Source organism: Candidatus Krumholzibacteriota bacterium (assembly GCA_034520215.1).
Lineage (GTDB): Bacteria > Krumholzibacteriota > Krumholzibacteriia > Krumholzibacteriales > WJIX01 > JAGHBT01.
Genome location: JAXHNR010000001.1, coordinates 757,595 through 772,312, shown reverse-complemented (window position 1 = coordinate 772,312; position 14,718 = coordinate 757,595). Strand labels below are relative to the sequence as shown.

Below are 14,718 nucleotides of genomic sequence, written 5' to 3'. Positions count from 1 at the left end.
TGTTGTAATCACCTGAAAGCTTACAGTTCCGGCTCCAATGACAGTAAAGCAAATATCATGCCACTAAAATGCTATGTTGTTTTCTATAATCCATTCTATAACAATGAGTTATAATGGATGATACCATTTCCGCTCAAGCAGATTCAACGAACGGAGTTGAAAATCTCTTAAAATGCGAATAATAATGATAATACGGCCTGAGTCACGAGGCATATTTATATAAGTACAAATAAAAATATGCAACGCTGACGGAGGTCAGCGTTGCATATATACGTACAACTTTAAATCGCTCTCGGTTCTTATGGAGAAAGACTGTTCCACAACAGGTTATACTCATTACCAGAGTCATCTCCATATACCCTGATATAGTAAGTTCCGCCCGATGAAACAACCCAACTTATGAACTCATTGTCTGAGCCCGGTGCTGAGGAATTAGAAGAAGAAACAACATTAACTAAAGAATCATAAAGTTCTATATCTATATCCCCTCTAATATGGGTAAATTCACAAGTAACTTCAACTAGAGTATCACCCGAAGCCACATATATCTCGTACCAGTCATCATCGAATTGCATTCCATTGCCATCGATCAAATCGAGCTTTCTGCCTTCATCCCCAGTTAAATCATATGCGGCGCTGTATCTGTCATTCTCTTCATATCCGTCATCTTCCCAAGGCACTGAATCAAGTACAGCGCTGTCACAATCCAGCGGTACCAGGGGCGCGTAATCAGCTTCAGCCTCAATCTCCTTGTCCCATTGCATATAGACTTTGGAAATAGGATTTTCGTCATCATCAAAAACTATAACGCCGCCGTTGCTTTTAACTGAAAGATGGTGCGTTCCCGGAGACAGGTTCAATAAAGCGGGTTCATCGGAGGAAATCATTCCAAAGGGAACTGTATCATGATCAATATGAATATATAATCCTATTGGATAACAATTTTCTCCCCTAATCACAACGTAGCCGCCGGCATTTTCATCTCCCAGCTCGGTTGCATAAGGATCTATTTTCTGTACTGATTCTTCCTCACATCCCAAAAGAAAAATTAATCCGACAAATAGTAATATAATCCGCCTCATTACAACCTCCGTATGAACCAAGTATCTGAATCTCCAGTATATGGTCAATATTATATCTCATCTATAAATTAATGAATCTGGATGGAACATACAAACAAAAAATATACATATAGAGGGGGCTTCTATGATTTTTTGCCGCACCAGGGACAATATCTATAACTTTTGCTGAACCTTTTTCCGCATTCACACTCAAAAAGGGAATCTTTCGTTGACGAGAAGGTTTTAACCGGATTATTCCTGAGTACATACAAATGGTCATATAATACCGATGCGTTTGGGAGTACAAATTGATAATCCTTGTCAGCTACAGTTATGATTATAGCCGGACGCAGATTTCCTCCGGCTATTCTAACGGAAGATATCGTACAAACATCCAATGAAACATTTTTCAATCCAAAAGACGAATCCAGCGCTGAAACTTGAAAATTAAGGTTTCTGTCTGTTAATTCTACAATTCCTCTCGCGGCAACCAGACTGGTAACGTAATAAATGGCTTTTTGCATAAAAATTGTTTTTTCATCACAAAGCTGCATTGATACTCCCTTCCGCTTTACCTTACACTGAACGAAGCCAGAAATATGCCATTTATAACATTATCTTCAATATATTTTCTTGAAGTGAATTTTGCGGCAATTGTTTTATGGTGATATTATTCGAACGGTATTATATCCCGGTTCGAGATTGTTATCTGGTCTCTTTTTTGCTTGTTGTTCAATATGAATATCTAACTTTACTCTTTATTTCAATACTAAGGAGGTTTCGAATGGAAATTACAGAAAAGATATTAAGAGAGGTTTTCCAGCGCCTTCTTAATATTGAACCGGATGAAAAGAAAATAAAGAAACTCCGAATTATTATAGATGGAATGATTGACAAATTTCAGGAAACTTTTGATTTGGATTCAGTCCAAAAACAGAATACTTTCAGAGCAATTATATGCAGCATGTTCGTTCATGGATGGGGAATGGGAATGCACCCGTATAACAGTCCGAATAAAAACCTCGATGACAAAAGCATTGAAGTCAGAGTGAGTAAGGATATACTAACACCTCTCGAAAATATTAAAGCACTAAGATACGTCAAGAAAGACCATGAGGGCAGAGTCAAAAAAGCTCTATTTGAACCCGACCAGAATATAAGAATACGCACTCAGATTGATAGTCTGCTTAAGAAAATAACAAAGGAAAAATGGGGAGAAAAATAAACTTAATCCATTCAAGGCAAATCTATGAGTCACCATAAACACAAATGTAAAAGTAACTAACGTTCTTGCTTCCGGTGTTTATGTTTCCTCTATTATTCTTGACATTAGAAAATTCTCAGAATTACAGCCTGATGATCACATTTGAATCTAAATTACTTTTTGGCGTTTTTGTTGCTCATTTCCATCTCAATTACCCGTCCGCCATTCTTGAAAGCGACACGATCCATGATTTCCTTTATAATATATAAACCCCTTCCGGAATCATTGTAGATCTTTCCTTCACCGGTGGGATCCTCGATCTTGTCCTGGTCAAATCCCACACCCTGATCTTCTATCTGAATGATCACACGGTTGATACTTATATAAATCCGTATGTGCACCTTGAGTTCCTTCTTGTTACTATTACCGTGAATAATAGCGTTGCTTAAGGCTTCGTCCATGACCATTGGAAGGTTTACCCTGCAATCTTCCGGGGCAAATCCAGCTTCGGCGGTCAAAAATGAAACAAGGCGGTTTACACCGACAATCCTCGACAGTTTGCTCGGTATAAGAAAATCCAGACGAATCTGACCTTCCCTTATCAACTCTCTATTACGGGGAAAATACAGGTGGTCCTGATCGGATACATCGACAAGATACTGATAATCACTCTCGCTGAAAGGAGGAGTAATAATATTCTTAATGCCAGCGGACATATATGTAAGATAAGTCCTTTCATCACACTCGTCAGTCACAATATGCACGGGTGTATCGATCAGTAAAAGGCAAATCTGACGAAGTTTTGAGGGATTAAACCTTTTTTGAGGTAAGAACAGAATAACCCTGGGCGATTTTCTCTTAACCTTCTGCAAGGCTTTTAGAAATCGAGGGAAAGTAGTATAGGAATTCTTTTCAACATTATCCGGTAATTCCATTTTTCTAAAAAACTCTAAATGAAGTTCCGGATTCAGGTTTAGAATGATAATCAGAACTTTATCCACATCGTTAGAAAATCTTCTGCCCATCCGCGAGAATTTCGTTGAGGGCATCTTTAAAATAATCACTTGAGTGGGCTATTCCGGGTCCAATTTTCCCCTTGTAACCCTCCCAGCCTTTTTTAATCTCAGGTCCAAGAGCTGACATCAGGTTTCCTTCAGAAAGTGCTTTGTCTCTCTTTTCCTGATTATAGACAAGTATATCACTTACAAAAACTCTGGCAAGTCTTTTCACCCTTTCTTTCTTATTCCTCTCTTCATTTGTATCTTGTTGATCAACGCGCTCTTCGGAAGGGGCGCGCTCTTCGAGATCAACCTCTTCGAAACTAGATCCACTTTCCATTTCCCCGCCGGATGAAACCCCTTTATCCTCTATTTCATCACTCCAGACCTCGGCGTTAACCGTTTGAGAAGACTCGGCGTTAAAACCACCCTTGCTCCTGTCAAAATCCGGTATGCTTGAATGGACAGCTTTAAGCTTCCACACAAAATTACATTTTGGACAACGTACGCGAATTCCCTTTTCGGGCACATTCTCGTCCGGAAGGCTGTATTTCGTCTCACATTCATTGCATGCAACAATCATTGATAAGGCTCCTTTGAATCCAGCTCACATCTACAATCCTAAATCATCTGAGATGCCTCTCATTGCTTTTAGCGAAAGATGCAGGAAATCATGCAACTCAATTCCAAGTTCACTGCAACTAGCGATTGCTTCACGATCGGCTCCCGCGGCAAATCTTTTTTCTTTAAAGCGTCTTCCCACAAACTCTTCATCCATTCCTGAAAGACTCTTTGTAGGATGCATTAATGCTGATGCAACAATCAAGCCAGTCACAGGGTCACTGCAGTATATAGCATGATCCATTAGGCATTCTGGTTCAACATGCCCCACATGAGCTAATATAGCGTGTTTTATTTCATTTGAAATATCCAGCCCTTCAAGTAATCTTAATGTATTATATCCATGCTTTTCGGGGTTTTCCTTCGTACTTTCATAGTCCAGATCATGCAGCAAACCTGCCAGTCCCCAGACATCCGGATCTTTGTCAGATTTGTCCGCCAGAGACCTCATAATCACCTCTACCGCAAGAACATGTTTAATAAGATTCCTGTTGGTCATATGTTCTTCAACCAGTTTCAGTGCTTCTTCTCTCGAAATCACAATTACCTCCCATAATTGAAGTTATTTTAATTATCCAATTTCAGCAATTTCCATTCGTTCTTTATAGTACAATCGAAAATATTTCTCTACAACTCTGTTTTCCGGTTTATTCAGATACGGATCAGTCTCAAGTAATTTGTCACTTTCTTCCCACGATCGCTTTACTATCATATTGTCACTGATTGGGTTTAGCAAACGAAACAGCGGATATCCGGATTGCCTGAATCCCCATATTTCACCCGGTCCTCTGAGCTGAAGGTCCTTCTCAGCCACCGCGAATCCATCATTTGTCTCAGTGAAGAACTTAAGTCTATTCAAGCTGTTCTCCCCAATATTTTCACCTGAAATTAAAAAACAAACCCCTTCCTTTCCTTCTCTTCCTATTCTTCCCCTCAGCTGGTGAAGCTGAGCAAGTCCGAATCTTTCGGGGTTGTTTACGATCAGCAATGAAGCGTTTGGAATATCAACACCAACTTCAATAACAGTAGTTGTTATCAGTGCGGCTATTTCACCCTTTACAAACATATCTACCGCTTTCGATTTTTCCTCATAACTCATCCTTCCGTGAAGAAGACCGATAGGAAAATCACTAAACACATCCCTCTGGAGTCTTTCGAACTCAGCAGTTGCCGCTTTCAAGTCACTTCTGTCAGTGTCTTCCACGACTGGATATACTATAAAAGCCTGCCTTCCTTCCCTGAATAATTTACGCGCTAAGGAATAACATTCGCTTTTAGCCTCCTCTTTAATGAGTTTTGTTTTAACTTCTCTTCTGCCGAAAGGAAAACTGTCGATAACAGATAATTTGAGGTCCCCGTACACTATCTGCGCGAGACTACGGGGAATTGGTGTTGCTGTCATAACAAGAAAGTGGGGCAATTCATTTTTCTTGCCAAGACTCGCTCTCTGTTTAACACCAAATCTGTGCTGTTCATCTATAATAGCCAATCCAATCTGTTTAAAAGATATGCCTTCCTGTATCAAAGCCTGAGTACCTATAATAATATCAATACTTCCTCGCTCCAGTTCAGAGTATAATCTTTCTTTTTCTTCCCTTTTTAACGCACCGATTAAAAGCCGCACATTTATAGGTAAATCTTTAAGATATTCCTTTATTTTTTTATAATGCTGGCGGGCCAATATTTCCGTCGGCACCATCAGCGCTGTTTGATATCCGCTATCAACAGCCATTATCATGGAAGCTAACCCCACTATCGTCTTCCCTGAACCAACATCGCCCTGCAGCAGTCTTCCCATCCCTCCGCTACTTTCAACATCGGCCCTTATTTCATGAAGAACCTTCTTCTGAGCTTCTGTAAGCCTGAAGGGAAGAGATTTAAGAAATTTCTTAAGTAAACCGTACGGAGGCGATATTTTAGGCCGGGGTTTATTCTCACAAATCTTCTTCCTCCTCATTTTCAATAAAAGATGAATAAAGAAGACTTCCTCAAATTTCAACCTTCGGACCGCCTCGTCAAAATGTTGAAATGTTTCAGGATAGTGAATCTGCCGTAAAGACTCTTCCCGTCCCACAAATTTCAAAGAATCTCTCAGCGGCTCTGGTATGTTTTCTTCTATCCTTCCTTTTGCTTTCGCGAGAGCGGCTTTGATGATTATTCTCATCATTCTCTGGGAAATTCCAGAAGTAAGCGGATATACCGGAACAATTCTGCTCGTATGTATAAATTCGCCGTTAAGATCATCTGAATAAAACTCAAAATCAGGGGCTGAAATCTGCTTTACTCCTTTGTATAGATTTACCGTTCCGCTGACAATAATTTTTCTGCCCTGACGGAATTTCTTCTTTAGAAAGGGTTGATTGAAAAAAACCAGGTCTATTCGTCCGGTTTCATCCCCAACTGCTACCTTTAAAATAGTTCTTCCGCCACGCAATTTTCTTAGAGAGACAACCAGAACAATACCGGTAAAAGTTGCTTCACTCTCAACTTCCATGTCACATATTTTTGTCATATTACTTCTGTCATAATACCCGCGGGGATAATGCATAAGAAGATCTTCTACCGTTTCTATTCCTAACCGCTTCAGTAACAACTGTCTTGAAGGACCAACGCCCTTGATAAATTGGCTGCTCATCTTAAGAATATTTCTGTTATTTGGATTACTTTGCATAATTACCTTGCCAATCAAAGCACAACATACTAATTTATATCAAACGCGGGAAAGAATATGGAGGAATTATATGAGCAAAAAATGCGCGATATGCGGAAAAAAACCGATTGTTGGACATAATGTAAGTCACTCTCATAATCTCAATAAAAGAAGGTTCATCCCTAATCTACAGAAAATAAAAGTAGAAATTGATGGTAAACGCCAAAAAACTTACGTGTGTACCAAGTGTATTAAGAGCGGCTTCGCGAAGAAAGTTATCTGAATCCCGCGGCACTTACTCAAAAATATCTTATACTATTTTGAGCCAAGTGGAAAGCTTTATCAATATACCTCCTTTATACGGTTATATTTCCTCTTACAAATAAGCTTAAATTTGCTGAGCTTAAAATCAACTCGTTAGATTTATCAGATCTTTGAATCTTTTCAGCAGATAATGCCGTTTTGGCTCCCCTGTGATATTATCCCATGGGAGAAATTCTGAGAGACGGTTTTTGTCATGTATAAATTCTGGAGCCACATTACTGTTCTTAAGCGCCTTCTTCCATGATATCCCTCCCCTGCCGTATTTAATTACAGCCTTGCCTACATCTTCATCCCCCAGGGACAAGACTGCCTGCCTGAAAACACCTCTTATTGATTTAACTCTGACATTCCCGGTGATACCTTCGCAAATTTCCCCCAGCTTTTTCAATCTCATTTCCAGATTCCTTTTTTCAGGTAAAGCATAGAACTGGAGAGGTGTCTGCGCCTTTGGAACAACAACATTTATATGTACGGACAGACTTCCCTTGCCTATCACTTTCTTGAAATTCTTTAAAAACAGCTCCGTTTCCCTTATAACTTTTTCTGATTCACCGGGATATCCCGAAATTAAATAAAGCGTAAACTTTCTGATACCCTGTAGACTGAGAAGTCTCGCGGCGTTAAAATAGGCTTCATCCGGAACTTTCTTGCCTAAAATATATCTTATATCTTCACTGCCCGTTTCAGGAGCCAGGGCAACACTTTTAGTCCCGGCTTTTCCTATCATGAAGGCCTTATCCACATCGATATCTTCAGCTTTCAGAGAACTGAAGGAGGTCTTAATCCCCCTCTTAATTAACTCCTCGACGATTCTATTGAAATCAGGATGCGAAGTTACCGACGTACTTACAAGACCAACTTTATTAACAAATTCAGGGATCTCAAGGAGCACTTTCATAATTGATTCATACTTTTGAGTCCTGAGCGGACTGTATATTGCCGAAGCAAGACAGAAACAACAATTTCCCGGGCATCCTCTGCTTATCTCCATCAGGAGCATATCAGAAAATGCTGTATTGCTTGAAAGAACCGCCGATATCGGAAATCTGTCAATATTCTCCGGATGAGCTAATTTTACCCCTTCAGTAGATTGCCCTGAAACAAATATTCCTTCAACACCTTTGAGCTTATCGGCAATTTGCTCACACCCCCCTTCGCTATATCGATCCACAAAGTCAGCTATGTTGTTAATAATCTCTTCTCCCTCGCCAATAGCTATAATATCGGCTACTTCGGACATTGGAGCAGGGTTGGCGCTTACGGCCGGACCTCCGAGAATAATAATTGGCCGGCATCTTCTTTTTTTTCTGGATGGTTCTATTTCCGAATCTATTAATATCCTTACAAGATTCAAATAGTCTTCTTCATAAGAAAGTGTAATAAAGAGAGCGGTGGATGAAGAAATCTTCAATCCCGACTCAAAAGTAAAGGGAGATGTATCTGTAAAGAAACGCTCTACTCTCATCAGGCGTCTTGACTTCAATTCCTTGAATATAAAATGAAACCCGAGATTAGACATGCCGGTTCTGTATGAAGAAGGATAACCAACAAAAATATTATTGGCCATCCTGGCAGGTTGCTGAAAGTTTACTACAAACTTTTCCTTATACTTTATGTTATTTTTTGCGTTTTTTCCCGGATTTCGAGACAAGAGTTCCTCAAATCATTATGCTTTATCAATATTCAAGGGGCCCTCTCCGAGAAGATTACGCGCGGCCAGATTATCAGGCTGAATTTCAATGAGCTTCTTGAGAAATGATTGAGCTTTTTCACTTTCGCCTTTATTCCTCAATACAATAGCAAGAGAGAGCAGAACATCGGTATATTCTGAATTTACTTCCAGACTCTTTCTGTAATAATTCTCCGCTTTTTCATAATTCTTCATGTAATTCTGAATATCTCCCATAATCTTATAAATATCAGCGTATCCCTTTTCATTATCACCAATGATTCTTTCAGCTTCCTCGTAATTTTCCTTTTTAATCATAATATATGTCAGTTTTTCTCTTGCTCTTAGATATTCGTTATTTACGCCAAGGGCTTTCCGGTAATAAGCTTCCGCTTCTTCGACTCTGCCCGTTCTCAGATAAACTTCACCGACGAAATAATAAACATCAGCGCTTTTAAACCCCGCTTCGATTATGTTCTTCAACGTTACCATCGCCCCCTCCATATCGCCGGTGCGGATCTGAATTAGAGCTAGATTAATATTATTCGACCCCGTCTTTTCCCCCTCTTTCATCCCTTTTTGAAGAACATCAACCGCCTTGGAAGTCTCGCCGGTACTATAAAGCAGGAGACCGTAATAATAAAGAGCCTGTGAATAACAGGGAGTATCCTTTACCACCTCTTCCAGCAAACTCTTCGCTTCTTCGTAACGTCCAAGATAAAGCAATGTGGCGCCGAGGTACGACTTCATATCAGTGTAGTTATCGGTCTTGCTGACGGCCTCTCTAAAGTGTGGAAGAGCTTCAATAAATCTTTTCTGATCGAAGAGCAGAATTCCCAAATAGAATTGAGCTTCAGTATAATCCTGATTTATTTTCAATGCCTCTTTAAACTCAGCGTCGGCTCTGCTGTAGTTCCCGGCCTTCATATACGAAAGAGCCAGTTTAAAACGTATATCGGCGTAATCAGGATGTATTTCCTTTATTTCTTCAAAACTTTCAACGGCTTCATCGAATTTTCCCATATTAAATTTTTCCACACCATTTTTTATCATCGAATTGAACTCAACACCGGCGTCGAAGATACCCTTCAGAGACGAAATGCTAGGAATATTCGTTTTGCAGCTCTCCAGGTGATCACTTAAGAACTTGCTTACAGGGGTTTTTCTATCAGCTGAAAGCTCAAGAGCCTTTTTAAACTGTTTATCCGCGTCTTCTTTCCGGTCATCTTCGTAGAGAATAATTCCAAGATAGCATACAGCTTCAAAATAGGCTGGGTTCAGTTCAATTGCCTTTTCAAGCATTCTCAACGCTTTTTCTTTATTACCCTTACGATAATTGATTACACCCATCCTGTAATAAAGATCGGGGTATGTGGGATTTTCTCCTACAGCCTTTTCAAAATGTTTTAAGGCCTCTTCAATATCCCCGGAAAAGTACAAGGCTGTACCAATATGAACATGCGCTTCCGCGGCGTAGAACATTCCCAGAGCATAGGTTGGGTCGTCGCGCCCTATAGAGTCTGTCGCTTTCTCAAGCTGTTCAATCGCCTTTTCATACTTTTGTTCATTATAGAACTTTATCCCTTTTTCATATTCGGGATTTTTCCCCAACCCGAATATCCTTCCCCAGAAAGACAATTTACACCTTCCATTTAATCATGATGTTTTCTTAGAAAAGTGGGGACATCCAGGTCAACTTCTCCCGAGGAAGCTCCCACACTCGCAAACTCATTAATGTCAATCTCTGAATCTTCCAAGTCCTTCTCAACACTCACTTCGGGCTCATTTCTGATTCCAAGCCGGGCCGAATCAATTCGAGTTGGTTTTATGATAGACCTGCCGGAGTCAAAACCTGTTGCAATAACCGTAACATGTATTTCACCGTCAAGGTTATCATTTACCACCGCACCAAATATAACATTCGCTTCATCTCCGGCCTCATCACTGATAATTGCCGTTGCCTGTGACACTTCATGCAGCGACATCTTCTCATCACCAGTAATATTTACCAGTACTCCTCTTGCCCCTTTAATCGATACGTCATCGAGCAATGGGCTGTTCAATGCCAATCTGGCAGCTTCTACAGCTCTCTCTTCACCGCTTCCAACTCCCGTACCCATAAGCGCGTCACCCATTTTGCTCATTGTAGTATTCACATCAGCAAAGTCAAGGTTTATTAATCCGGGAATCGTCACAAGATCGGAAATACCTTTTGTAGCGTGGTGAAGAACCGCGTCCGCAGTGGAGAATGCTTCCGTAAGGGGGGTCTCCCGGGAAACAAGCGATAACAGCTTGTCGTTTCTTATGACAATTAAAGTATCAAGTTCTTCCTTTAATTTGTTAATTCCCTCCAACGCCAGTTTTTGGCGGCACTTTCCCTCAAACGAGAAAGGTATGGTTACTATTCCAACTGTCAAAGCGCCTTTTTCACGCGCAACACGGGCAATTGCCGGACTCGCGCCCGTACCGGTTCCACCCCCCATTCCGGCTGTAACGAAAACCATATCAGAATCTTCGAGCATTTCACTTACAATGTCGGCATCTTCTTCTATTGCCTTTTCTCCTATTTCAGGTTTTCCGCCGGATCCAAGCCCCGAAGTCAAATTGCTTCCAATCTGAATTTTCTTATGTGCTTTTGAATACTCGAGAACCTGAGCGTCTGTATTCACAACCAGAAACTCAACACCCTTAAGTCCTTGATCTACCATACGGTTAACCGCGTTACCTCCAGCGCCGCCTACACCAATAACCTTAATCTTAGCCAGTTCAGAACCTTCATCGAATTCGAACCTCATCTTAGACCTCCTCTTTGTAAAAAGGGTTACCGACCTTTTTTAAACTGTCAATCACCAAGTTAAAGTAATTCCTTCTGCTTTTCTTCTCTTCATAGTTTTCCTCTAATATCTCACTCCCGCGCTGAAGCAAACCCAGACTAACATTCCAACTCTGATCGGCTACAAGCTCACTCAACCCTGTAATATCAGGTATGTAACCTTTAAGTACCCTATAACCAAAAACATTTTCGGCAGCACTTTCAATCCCCTTTAGTTTGCTTCCTCCTCCGGTTAATAAAATGTTTCCTTTTATTTTTTTAAAGCAGGGATCAAGTTCTACGTCATTTTTAACCAGAGTGAATAATTCTTCGCATCTGGGTCTTACAATCTCCGCGATCTTATCCATTCCGATAGTAAATGAATCACCGCCAACTAATATTTCAAACTTGTCCGATCTATGGGAGTCTGAAGGTGACAGGCTCGCGTCACAATTTTCTAACTTAATTTCCTCCGCCTTTTCTATAGGAATCCCAAGCCCTATCGCTAGATCGTTTGAAATATTAAATCCGCCTACCGGAATTACACCGCTGCTTCTAACAACACCTCCGTGATAAAGAACGTACGTTGTGGTTTCACCCCCTATATCGATTACAAATGCTCCTTCAACCTTGTCATATTCCTTAAGAACTGAATTTGCCGCGGCAAATGGACTGAAGATCATATCGATAATTTCTATATTGTTGCTTTTTATTATTCTTCCGAGACTTTCCGCCTCAGATTTAACTGCTGTAACTACATGGATGTTTTTTTCAAGCCGCGAAGCCTCCAAACCAAACGGATCTTTGATATTTTTGTTTTCATCAACATTAAAACCCTGTTCTAACATATGAAGAACGTATCTGTCGGAAGGGAGCGGGATTTTCTCCGCGTTTTTCGTTACATGCTGAATTTCTCTATCAGAGATCTGTCTTCCCATATCGAGATTAAGAACACCTTGACTGCTGAAACTCCTTATTCCAGCGCTTGTGAAAGACAAACAAGCTCCTTCGACATTGACCCCCGCCATCCTTTCAGCTTCAATTATGCATCTCGACAGTACCTTTGCCGCCTTCTCTTCATCGGTAATCCTACCCTTTTCGACACCAGCGGAGGGCCTGCCGGCCGCCCCGACTATCTTCGCTCCTCCGGATTCTGTTATCTCCGCGATGAGAACCCTTGTTCTGACTGATCCAATGTCTATACCCACTATAAAATCAATTTCCATATTACAGCCTCACCTTCTTGCAATCTCTTATCTGATTACAACTTGACGGCTGAAACGCAGATCAACCATCTTTGGAAAAATTTCCTGTTCCATAAGCACTTTGTAAACACTCTTCAATTTATGAACTCGCTGTTCTAAACTGTATTTTCCGAGACGTATTATCGACCCGCTCCCCATCCACACAAGAGCAACTTCCTCTTCTTCAATATGAATCTCGGACAATTGATGGGCTGGTGAAAACCCGGATTTTTTAAATATATCCAGAACCTTAAGGGCTTTCTTCAACTCTTTCCTGCCTGTTTCATCATCTATATCTTTAATCCCTGTAATCAGAGGCAGATCCACACTTTTACCTGTAATATTTCTCGAAAGAAACACCCCGTTTTCGTCAACTTCACGGACTTCCCCGCAGAGCACAGCCGCAACTGGGTTTCTGGCTTTCAAATAGCAATTGATACTGTGGAAAGAGTTTCGCTTGAAAACTACATCTTCCACATCCCCGCACTCGAGGATATCCATTTTTAATTCTTCAAGTGGAATTGTAAAGATGTTACATCCGATATATTGTTCTTTACACTTTGAAAGTGCATCAAACGGCAAGTCTGTTCCTTCGTAGATATTTATTTGTCGAACGGTAAAAACTCCGGTAAAAAACCAGAGATATAACCCTCCCCCTGCTATGAAAATTATCGTAAAGAGCAGGATCAAACGGGAACTGTGATTCTTATTGACCGTCGAATTGCGCGAAGCCATAACTGATTTACTATTTCTTCTCATATTCTAGCCTTTTCTCTTTGAGGATTTCCTCTCCTAAACGCCAGATATCACCGGCTCCAAGTGTTAAAACTAAATCACCTTCTTTTATAAAATCCGATACGGAGCTCTTCAAATCCCGTCTGTCCGGCAGATAATCAACAGTTCCAGTATTATTTCTCATAACAACCCTGTATATGAGCTCGCCGCTTACACCGGGCAGTGCTTCCTCACCCGCGGCATAGACATCGGTAATAAAGACCTGATCCGCCTTACTAAAACATGTGCTGAACTCCGAATATAAATCCCTTGTCCGTGTATACCGGTGTGGTTGGAAGACGGCAACAATTCTCCTTGAGAAATTCTTTCTGGCTGTATCGATTACAGATTGAATCTCAGTGGGATGGTGCGCGTAATCATCAAGAAAAAGGATTCCCCCTGTCTCTCCTTTAAACTCAAATCTTCTGCCGACACCCTGGAACTTTAGAAGCCCCTTCTTAAGGGCTTCGAAATTAATTCCAATCTCCTCGGATAGGGCACAAACACCAAGCGCATTCAAAACATTATAACGCCCGGGAAGATTAATAAATAGGTCCCCTCTTCTCTCCCCATTGATATAAAGGGTAAAACTTGTTCCCTCCTCACTATATTCTTTGATAACTCCTCTAACATCAGCATCTTCACTTAACCCGAAAGTTATTACTCTACGGTCTATTTTAGGAATAATCGTCCTAACATGAGAGTTGTCTATACAACATATTACTGCGCCGTGAAAAGGAACACGCCCCGCGAAAGTTATAAACGCTTCATATATATTTTCGATACTCCCGTAACAATCTATATGTTCCCTGTCAATATTTGTTATCATAGCGATAACAGGAGATAATCTGACAAAGTATCCGTCACTTTCGTCAACTTCCGCGATAATGAATTTACCTTTGCCAAGCCTCGCGTTCGCTTTTAAAGCCTTGACCTTTCCTCCAACAACTACTGTAGGGTCCATTCCCGCCCTGCTGACAACCTCAGCCGCGATTGATGTTGTTGTAGTTTTACCATGCGCGCCGGCAATCGCGATACCCTCCCTTATCGTCATTAATTCACCCAGCATGTCTGACCGGGGGATAATAGGAATATTTCTTCTGCCGGCTTCTACAACTTCGGGATTCGAAGGAGATACAGCGGAAGAAACGACAACCACATCACTCTCTGAAACATTCTCTTTTCTATGTCCCTTCCATATTTTTGCTCCCAGTGATTCGAGATGTCTGGTAACCGCGGTACTTTTTAAATCAGATCCCGTAATTTCAAATCCGAGATTTATTAATACTTCGGCTATCCCGCTCATACCAATCCCGCCGATACCAATAAAATGAACATGTTTTCTCTTTCCCAGCATATAT

General features: G+C 40.9%; 14 protein-coding genes. 2 read left to right on the top strand and 12 right to left on the bottom strand.

The annotated features are described in order from the left end of the window. Positions 1-299: 299 nt before the first annotated feature. Both U5O15_03280 and U5O15_03275 read right to left on the bottom strand, forming a co-directional pair. Positions 300-1,082, bottom strand: a complete 783-nt coding sequence (locus U5O15_03280) for a PPC domain-containing protein (protein ID MDZ7859682.1) — start codon at positions 1,080-1,082, stop codon at positions 300-302. Between the two features lie 122 nt (positions 1,083-1,204). Beyond that, positions 1,205-1,585 (bottom strand): hypothetical protein, encoded by a 381-nt coding sequence (locus U5O15_03275; GenBank protein ID MDZ7859681.1) that lies wholly within the window; start codon positions 1,583-1,585, stop codon positions 1,205-1,207. Positions 1,586-1,845: 260 nt separating this feature from the next. On the opposite strand from U5O15_03275, the gene U5O15_03270 reads away from it, so the two are divergent. Continuing rightward, positions 1,846-2,286, top strand: coding sequence for a hypothetical protein (locus tag U5O15_03270; GenBank protein ID MDZ7859680.1), 441 nt, complete (start codon positions 1,846-1,848; stop codon positions 2,284-2,286). Between the two features lie 152 nt (positions 2,287-2,438). Here the strand turns inward: U5O15_03270 and U5O15_03265 are convergent, their stop codons facing one another. The 4 genes from U5O15_03265 to recG are packed head-to-tail and all read right to left on the bottom strand — an operon-like array spanning position 2,439 to position 6,555. Beyond that, entirely contained in the window at positions 2,439-3,266 is an 828-nt protein-coding gene (locus U5O15_03265; protein MDZ7859679.1) for an ATP-binding protein, read from the bottom strand. 4 nt (positions 3,267-3,270) lie between these two features. Next, complete coding sequence (locus tag U5O15_03260; protein MDZ7859678.1) at positions 3,271-3,846, bottom strand: zinc-ribbon domain-containing protein; 576 nt, start codon at positions 3,844-3,846, stop codon at positions 3,271-3,273. Between the two features lie 30 nt (positions 3,847-3,876). Next, complete coding sequence (locus tag U5O15_03255) at positions 3,877-4,425, bottom strand: HDIG domain-containing protein (GenBank protein MDZ7859677.1); 549 nt, start codon at positions 4,423-4,425, stop codon at positions 3,877-3,879. A gap of 30 nt (positions 4,426-4,455) precedes the next feature. Further along, positions 4,456-6,555 (bottom strand): ATP-dependent DNA helicase RecG, encoded by a 2,100-nt coding sequence (gene recG / locus U5O15_03250; GenBank protein ID MDZ7859676.1) that lies wholly within the window; start codon positions 6,553-6,555, stop codon positions 4,456-4,458. Positions 6,556-6,625: 70 nt separating this feature from the next. Here recG and rpmB point away from each other — a divergent pair, with 70 nt between their 5' ends. Next, a complete protein-coding gene (gene rpmB / locus U5O15_03245) occupies positions 6,626-6,817 on the top strand; it encodes a 50S ribosomal protein L28 (protein ID MDZ7859675.1) in 192 nt (63 codons plus the stop codon). A 126-nt stretch (positions 6,818-6,943) separates the two neighbouring features. Here the strand turns inward: rpmB and U5O15_03240 are convergent, their stop codons facing one another. From U5O15_03240 to murC, 6 genes are all read right to left on the bottom strand, one after another. Next, the gene (locus tag U5O15_03240) at positions 6,944-8,425 is read right to left on the bottom strand and encodes a radical SAM protein (GenBank protein ID MDZ7859674.1); all 1,482 of its coding nucleotides are present in this window, start codon (positions 8,423-8,425) and stop codon (positions 6,944-6,946) included. A gap of 99 nt (positions 8,426-8,524) precedes the next feature. Continuing rightward, positions 8,525-10,165 (bottom strand): tetratricopeptide repeat protein, encoded by a 1,641-nt coding sequence (locus tag U5O15_03235; GenBank protein MDZ7859673.1) that lies wholly within the window; start codon positions 10,163-10,165, stop codon positions 8,525-8,527. A 14-nt stretch (positions 10,166-10,179) separates the two neighbouring features. Continuing rightward, complete coding sequence (ftsZ, locus tag U5O15_03230) at positions 10,180-11,322, bottom strand: cell division protein FtsZ (protein ID MDZ7859672.1); 1,143 nt, start codon at positions 11,320-11,322, stop codon at positions 10,180-10,182. Position 11,323: 1 nt separating this feature from the next. Then, the gene (ftsA, locus tag U5O15_03225) at positions 11,324-12,565 is read right to left on the bottom strand and encodes a cell division protein FtsA (GenBank protein MDZ7859671.1); all 1,242 of its coding nucleotides are present in this window, start codon (positions 12,563-12,565) and stop codon (positions 11,324-11,326) included. Between the two features lie 27 nt (positions 12,566-12,592). Then, positions 12,593-13,342, bottom strand: coding sequence for a cell division protein FtsQ/DivIB (locus tag U5O15_03220; protein MDZ7859670.1), 750 nt, complete (start codon positions 13,340-13,342; stop codon positions 12,593-12,595). Beyond that, positions 13,329-14,714 (bottom strand): UDP-N-acetylmuramate--L-alanine ligase, encoded by a 1,386-nt coding sequence (gene murC / locus U5O15_03215; GenBank protein MDZ7859669.1) that lies wholly within the window; start codon positions 14,712-14,714, stop codon positions 13,329-13,331. Before murC ends, U5O15_03220 begins: the two co-directional genes overlap by 14 nt. Positions 14,715-14,718 lie beyond the last annotated feature (4 nt).